This window comes from Marisediminitalea sp. (assembly GCF_984433645.1).
In genome coordinates, this window is the sequence record NZ_CFIDRX010000013.1 from 1 (window position 1) to 3,294 (window position 3,294).

Below are 3,294 nucleotides of genomic sequence, written 5' to 3' on the forward strand. Positions count from 1 at the left end.
TCGAAATCCGTGATGATGGTAAAGGCATCGATGCTGAAAAGATAAAAATGCTGGCTTATCAAAAAGGGATCATCCAGGAGCATCAGCTTGATACGCTGACCGAAGAAGAGTCGCTGCAGCTGATTTTTGCTGCTGGCTTTTCGACCAGCGAACAGGTGTCCGACTTGTCGGGTCGTGGGGTCGGAATGGATGCGGTACGCACCATGGTAGCGCAGGCGGGTGGCACCATTGAAATGCAAAGTAAAGTCGGTGAAGGCACCCAGTTCAAACTGATTCTGCCGCAAACCATGTCGGTAAATCGCATCATGATGTTCGAAGTGAACCATCAAATGTTTGGCATTGGGCTGGATTCTGTTGTGGAAACCGTGAAGGTGTCGCAGCGCGATATTGAACTGATCCGCAACAACCCTGTGTTGATGCTGCGTGAAAAAATTATTCCACTGCATTGTTTACGTACCCTGCTGCAATTGCCTGTCAGCGACAACGAGTCCGATGAAGTGTGTGTGCTGGTGGTAAATAACGGTCAGGGCGATTTCGGTTTAATTATCGACAAGTTCCACGAGGGCATTGATGTGATTCAGAAGCCACTTGAGGGGGTCATGGCCGGATTTAATCACTTCTCTGGTACCGCCTTGTTGGGTGATGGCCGGGTATTACTCATTATTAACCTGCAGGAGTTGTTGTCATGCCGATAGTTGCTAAACAGAAGGTGATTGTACTGGACGGCCACTGTGAAATTGATGCTGCCGAAGAGCTTGAGCAATGGCTGGAGTCGCATCCCAAAGGTCAGGTTAATGCCAAAAAGTTGGTGAGTGCTCATACCGCAGTTCTTCAGGTACTTATTTATCATCGACCCGCGTTCAGCGTGTGGCCGGAAGCCGGAAACTGGCAATGGCTGAGACAGGCAATGACAAACGGGGCGGAGGCATGATTTTGGCGCGCGTAACAGTGGTGGCAAACCGCAAGGGCGGCACAGCAAAAACCACCACTGTGGTTAACCTGGCCCACGAAATTTCTCGTTGTAACAAACGTGTACTGGTCATTGATTGCGACAACCAGGGACAAGTAGAGGAAGGGTTCAAAGCCATGTGTAAGGGCGCTGAACTTACGAGCCCTAGCTGGTTACAGAACCAGTCATTTTTTAAAGGACTGGCCAAAATAAGTGAGTATTTACACATTTGCCAACCCAATCAGGAAAAGTTTATCGCACCAGACGACTTAACCTGGTTAGGCGCGCTTGTCGACCATGCGTCTGTGCAACAAGACTACGACTATATTGTCATCGATACGCCGCCGACGCTTGGCACCGTGCTGCTTGGGGCGATGAGCGTAGCCGATACCATCGTGGTGCCAGCCGAACCGACGCCTCTGGCATCCAGCGGGGTGATTAAATTGGTTAACACCTGCATGCAAGCGGTGCGAAAACGCCAGTTGAAAGCACAGCAAATCTTGTTGTTACCTGTCATGGTCGACAAGCAATTGAAACTGCATCGACAAATTCTACAACACTGGGAGGCGCGATTCGGACAGCGTCGCATTCTGCCTTTTATCCGAAGAAACATAACTTTGGCGGAAGCATTTGCCAGCCAGCAACCTGTGCAGTTATATGCGCCCGATTCGAACGGTGCCAGAGACTACCAGCAGTTATGTTCAGATTTTATGCAATACGTATGAGGAAAAGTTATGGCCACTATTCACTTAATTGACGACTCAGCCACCATGCTGATGAGTATGGAGATGTTACTAAAACGGGCCGGATACGATGTTATCAAATCGCCGGATGGTCCGTCTGCACTGGATACATTGGCAAGTGCCTCTCCCAAGTTGATCATCACAGACTTAAACATGCCGGGAATGAACGGCATAGAACTGATTAAAAATATAAAACAGAACGGCAAGTTCCGATTTACGCCGATTCTGATGTTAACCACAGAGTCTCAGCAAACCCGACGCGATGAAGCAAAGCAAGCAGGTGCCACCGGCTGGCTGGTTAAGCCAGTAGAGCCAGAACAACTGCTAGGCATAGTGAAGCAACTTGTACCAGCCGCTTAAGGGGGCAGTTATGCAAGATTTAACACAAAAGTATCACCAGTACATGACGCGCCTGCAACCATTGTGGAGCAAGGTAAAGTCTACCGTTAGTGCCTATCAGTGTGCGCTGGTCGGCACCGGCGCGGTAGCGGTAGGGTGGGGCCTTACCTCGCTGGTTTCCCAATGGGTAGTGTTGGCACCAGAGTGGGTCGCTCTGACAGCAAGCCTTTTGACCAGCGGAACCTGGTTGGTCTGGAGTGGACTGGTCTCGCAAAAGCAAAAACAAGCCATTAAAGACGAGGTAGCAGCGGCCTCAGCCTATTTAGACATGACGTCTGAGCAGCTGCATAAAACCCATACTCAGGTGGAAGATTACGCTGCTATCCTGAATGGTCAAATCGATGGCATATCCAATATTACCGAAGATGCATCGATGGAATTGATGCGGGCCTTGTATGAAATTGAAGGCGCTATTCAGGATGGAATGGATAGTATCCAGACTTCAGAGAAAGATTCAGCAGAAATTCAACAAGCCAGCAGTCGCGAGATTCAGGCAGTGAACGAGCGCCTGGAAGAAATAACTCAATTGATCAGCTCACAGCGCGAGCAAGATGAGGCTCACAACAAAGCTATTCAGGAAGTTCTGCAGGAAATCGATAAACTCAAAGAGCTTACCGAACTGGTGAAAAACATTGCATTTCAGACTAACTTGCTGGCCCTGAATGCGGCTATCGAAGCAGCCAGAGCCGGGGAGTACGGGCGGGGGTTTGCCGTAGTAGCGGAGCAGGTTCGAACCCTGTCTAGCCAGTCTTCTGAAGCCGCCGAGAGAATCGAAACGGGCATCAAGTCAGCGTTGTCGACAGCTAAAGTACATGGCGAAAAGCTAATAAACACCTCTAACAGTACTGAAACGTGCGAAATGTTAACCTCGTTCTCTGAGTCGTTGGCAAATGTCACAGAGCACTACCGTAAACTGGAAGCGTTTTGTCCGCAAATGCTGGCATGTTTTACCGGCAGTGCGAAAACGGTGGCGGCAAAAGTCAGTGGCGCCATAGGCAAAATTCAGTTCCAGGACATTATTCGTCAGCGTGCGGAACACGTGAAGTTCGAGCATCAGGCGCTGGTAGATTTGTTCGGTCAGTTTTCCAGCTATATCGACCAACGTAAAACATTCGATGACACCTTCAACCTGTCGACGGCAGAGATGTTTGAAAAATATGTCATGGAAGACCAACGAAAAATACATTTTGATTTATCGTCAAA

At 49.2% G+C, this 3,294-nt stretch carries 5 protein-coding genes; all 5 read left to right on the forward strand.

All coding sequences use genetic code 11. The features are described 5' to 3' along the window. Window positions 1-695 (forward strand): chemotaxis protein CheA (locus AC4MRN_RS03210; RefSeq protein ID WP_491202502.1); only part of this gene is annotated, 695 nt, incomplete at its 5' end. Beyond that, window positions 686-931: a hypothetical protein gene (locus AC4MRN_RS03215; protein WP_491202503.1), complete on the forward strand. Its 246-nt coding sequence runs from the start codon at window positions 686-688 to the stop codon at window positions 929-931. The genes AC4MRN_RS03210 and AC4MRN_RS03215, both read left to right, overlap by 10 nt. Next, the gene (locus AC4MRN_RS03220) at window positions 892-1,674 is read left to right on the forward strand and encodes a ParA family protein (RefSeq protein ID WP_491202504.1); all 783 of its coding nucleotides are present in this window, start codon (window positions 892-894) and stop codon (window positions 1,672-1,674) included. The genes AC4MRN_RS03215 and AC4MRN_RS03220 overlap by 40 nt, the downstream gene beginning before the upstream one ends. 9 nt (window positions 1,675-1,683) lie before the next feature. Continuing rightward, on the forward strand, window positions 1,684-2,052 hold the full coding sequence (locus AC4MRN_RS03225; RefSeq protein WP_073323264.1) for a response regulator: 369 nt from the start codon (window positions 1,684-1,686) through the stop codon (window positions 2,050-2,052). Window positions 2,053-2,062: 10 nt separating this feature from the next. Then, on the forward strand, window positions 2,063-3,294 hold a 1,232-nt coding region (locus tag AC4MRN_RS03230; RefSeq protein WP_491202505.1), incomplete at its 3' end, for a methyl-accepting chemotaxis protein.

Bases quoted from the DNA above. Each gene is read 5' to 3' on its own strand.
- AC4MRN_RS03215 (WP_491202503.1), top strand. From the start codon at position 686: ATGCCGATAGTTGCTAAACAGAAGGTGATTGTACTGGACGGCCACTGT.
- AC4MRN_RS03220 (WP_491202504.1), top strand. From the start codon at position 892: ATGGCTGAGACAGGCAATGACAAACGGGGCGGAGGCATGATTTTGGCG.
- AC4MRN_RS03225 (WP_073323264.1), top strand. From the start codon at position 1,684: ATGGCCACTATTCACTTAATTGACGACTCAGCCACCATGCTGATGAGT.